This window comes from uncultured Campylobacter sp., from assembly GCF_938045225.1.
Classification (GTDB): Bacteria; Campylobacterota; Campylobacteria; order Campylobacterales; family Campylobacteraceae; genus Campylobacter_A.
The window spans coordinates 1-3,189 of record NZ_CALINL010000322.1 but is presented as its reverse complement, the minus strand read 5'-3'; the positions used below and the strand labels follow the sequence as shown (position 1 = coordinate 3,189).

General features: G+C 40.3%; 4 protein-coding genes. All 4 read right to left on the bottom strand.

Features of this window, described 5'->3' with window-relative positions; genetic code table 11:
- Positions 1-533: 533 nt before the first annotated feature.
- Genes Q0200_RS11740 through Q0200_RS11725 form a run of 4 tightly spaced genes read right to left on the bottom strand, consistent with a single transcriptional unit; the run spans position 534 to position 3,105 of the window.
- The gene (locus Q0200_RS11740) at positions 534-1,022 is read right to left on the bottom strand and encodes a histidine phosphatase family protein (protein WP_297941282.1); all 489 of its coding nucleotides are present in this window, start codon (positions 1,020-1,022) and stop codon (positions 534-536) included.
- A 1-nt stretch (position 1,023) separates the two neighbouring features.
- On the bottom strand, positions 1,024-1,863 hold the full coding sequence (locus tag Q0200_RS11735) for a ferritin-like domain-containing protein (protein ID WP_297941281.1): 840 nt from the start codon (positions 1,861-1,863) through the stop codon (positions 1,024-1,026).
- Complete coding sequence (locus Q0200_RS11730) at positions 1,860-2,393, bottom strand: rhomboid family intramembrane serine protease (RefSeq protein WP_297941280.1); 534 nt, start codon at positions 2,391-2,393, stop codon at positions 1,860-1,862. Before Q0200_RS11730 ends, Q0200_RS11735 begins: the two co-directional genes overlap by 4 nt.
- Positions 2,394-2,445: 52 nt before the next feature.
- Positions 2,446-3,105, bottom strand: a complete 660-nt coding sequence (locus Q0200_RS11725; protein WP_297941279.1) for an NlpC/P60 family protein — start codon at positions 3,103-3,105, stop codon at positions 2,446-2,448.
- Between the last annotated feature and the right edge of the window lie 84 nt (positions 3,106-3,189).

Here is a 3,189-nt window from a genome sequence, read left to right as displayed (position 1 = left end):
TCGAACTCATCGTAACTTAATGCTCCTTGTATTTGTATTAAGTTCCGTTGAGCCTTAATTTTTTTGCTACAAAAAATGTGTAATTAATCTGCAATAAAATATTTAGTGCTAAAGTTTTTAAAATCAAAAAATAATCCCAAAAGCTATATCTAAAATTTTATCCCAGGTAAAAAATACAGAAATCGCTCGATTTTTATGATACATATTTTAATGCTTATAAAAATAAGTTAAAAAGTAAAATGCAGACTATTTTTGCCATTTTATATTGAAAACTATAATTTTCAAATAAATATTTATATCTCTTTTGTATTACCTCAATATCTTCAGCAAATACCGAAAACAATGTCTTTTTTAGCGTTTTACCTTTTGAACTAAAACAATTTATCCATCAAATTTCATGCTAAATTTAACGGATAATTTTTATGCTTATTTTGCTAAATATTTTGCTCGTTATCGTATGTTTTTTGGGGCAATTTTTTGAAGTAACTAAGTTGATGAAAAATGCAGGAATAAAATAGAGCTTTTAATTAGCCCTACTTTTTATGCTTTTTAGGATAGTCAAAAAACAGAGCTTTTGCGCCGTGTTCTTTTAGCTCCTTGAAGCTGCCGTCAAATTCGACGCAAAAGATGCCGCATGTGGGTATATTCCCGATCGCAGCATCGCTTAAAAGCTCACAAATTTCAGTTATCGCGTCGTTGTGCGCTATAACAAATACGCTTTGAAATTTGTCGTCAAATTCCCTTATAAAGGCTAAAAGCTCGTGTGTTTGCGCGCCGTATAGCTCGTCTTTAAATTTGATTTTTTTCTTAAATTTGATCGCTTCGGCTAGCTTTTGAGCCGTTTTAGTACAGCGTTTGGCAGAGCTTGAAAATATCGCATCCGCCCTCACCTCGTGCTTTTTTAGCCGTTCGCATATCAGAGCCAGATCCTTTTTGCCTCGCTCGCTTAGGTCGCGCTCAAAGTCGCTACCCTCACCCTCATCTACGGCTTTTGCGTGCCTGATAAAGTAGATTTTTTTCATTTTATTCCGCCTTTCCGGCTTTTGCTATATTTTTTATATGCTCGATTTCCTCCTCGCTAAAGCCTGATTTTAGGCGCGCGCTCACGTTTAATTCGCGAGACTGCAAAAATGCTTTAGGGTAGATTTTTTGCACGATTTGCGCGTATATTTCGGGGCTTACGCCCTCTTTTTCGCAGGCAAATTTAAACCAACGATCGCCCTTTGAGACGTGCGAGATTTCCTCATCTAAAATGACTTGCAAAATTTCGCAAAGTTGCGCCTTTCCCTCGTCTTTTTCGCGCTCGGTTTCCAGCTTTTTTAGCATAAAAGCGTTTGCGTCAAGGCCGTTTGCCTCCATGTATCTAGGCAGCACCGCCATGCGCTCAAGCAGCGACGCGGAGGTATTTTGCAAAGCGATAAAAAGCCCGTCGTGTACGGCAAAATCGCCGTATTTCACGTCAAATTTAGCCATGTGCTCCTCAATCATCTTAAAGTGCCTGATCTCATCCTGCACGACCTCTAGCCAGTCGTCATAGTAGGCTTTTGGCAGCGCGCGGAAGCGATACGCCGCATCTAGCGCGATATCTACGGCGCTGTATTCGATGTGTGCGATCGAGTGCAGGAAGGCTTTTTGTTTGTCCGCTTGCTTTTTGCCGCCGATTTCTCTCATCGCTACAACCTCGCAAAATGCCGCGTAGCTTGGACGTTCGAGCTGTTTTATCTCGTCAAATTTACCGCCCTCTTCTATTTGCGCGTCAAATTTACCAGCCTTGTATTCGGCGTAAAATCGTTTAAATTTGTCAAATTTAAGCTCCTTGTCGCCGCACTCTAAAATTTCCCAAATTTGATCGAAAAATCTCATTTTATCACCTTAAATTTTACCCCGAAATATCCTAAAGCAAAGCCGATAATATGCGCGTACCAGGCGACGTTTACGCCCATGGCTACGGGGGCGAAGCTCATTAGCAAGATAGCGATTATTAGCCCTTTTCTACTACTCGCGTCCAAAAATGCCAAAACGCCTAGTAGCAAGCTGATTGCGCCGCTAGCTCCGACTAAATTTATAAAAATTCCGTTAGTTTTAAACATAACATAAATATAAATAAAACTAAGCAGCGAGGTCAAAACGCCTCCGACGCAGTAAACGACGGCGAATTTTTCGCTACCGTAGTACCGCTCAAGAAGCGAGCCAAACTGATACAAAACCGCCATATTCATCAGCAGATGGGCTAAATTTGCATGCATAAACATCGAGGTTGCGGGCTGCCATACGAAAAGCCCGTCTATAAAAAACATATTTAGCCCAAGCATCGCGTTAGTGCCGCAAATGCCGCAGTAAACGGCAAAAAATATTAGACAATTTAGCGCGATGAGCGATATCGTAGCTTTCAAAAACGGCTCCTTTTTAAAGGCTTTATCATATAAAATTTAGACATAAATTTAGCTAAAAACTAACCTTGCCAAAGCCGGCGAATCTGTTTGACGTTAGGCAGTTAGCGTCGCCGCCCTTGCACGCTACGATGTAGGAATTCACCTCTTTGCCGCCTATTTTGTGGCTATTTTTTTGAAATAGATTTATAAATCCGCTTTTGTTTTTGCCTCTGGTATTATGCATAAATCTTATAGTTCCGTCGTCCTCTATGCGGTCTATGATGCCAAGGTGAGTTATGATTTGCTTGTTTTTGCCTTTGGTTTGGCTTGTGGTGTTGTTAAAAAACACCAAATCTCCGAGCTTCGGGCTTGTTTGCGAGATCAAATTTCGTTTTTTGTAAAGATTATAAATAGCTTGCGATTTCGATCCTTGTTCGCCGTAAAATTTGAGTAAATTTGTCTCGGAAAAGTAAAGGTTATTTATGTTTTTATTTACGAGCGAGACGAAGCCCGAGCAGTCTCCGCCGTCTTTTTTGCCCAAAAATCCTTGCATAAAATTTGAAAGCGCGATGCCGCCAAGGTCGTTAAACACGTCTTGCTGCGAGTTTAAAAATCTAGCATTTAAGATCTGTCCGCTTTGATCGGTTGGGTAAATTTTGGGCGCATCGTTCGCGCATCCGCTAAAAATCAAAGCCGCAATCGACGCAAGCGGTAAAAAAATCGTAAAATTCATTTTGTTATCCTATTTTTTTATCTAAGGCAGCTTTTTGAGGTAAATTTTGAGTGCCGGAAACGAGCCGCCTAAAAGTAAAATTAT

What these genes read in the sequence shown, in the direction of transcription:
- Q0200_RS11725 (WP_297941279.1), bottom strand. Translation starts at nt 3,105, where the DNA reads ATGAATTTTACGATTTTTTTACCGCTTGCGTCGATTGCGGCTTTGATT.
- Q0200_RS11735 (WP_297941281.1), bottom strand. Translation starts at nt 1,863, where the DNA reads ATGAGATTTTTCGATCAAATTTGGGAAATTTTAGAGTGCGGCGACAAG.
- Q0200_RS11740 (WP_297941282.1), bottom strand. Translation starts at nt 1,022, where the DNA reads ATGAAAAAAATCTACTTTATCAGGCACGCAAAAGCCGTAGATGAGGGT.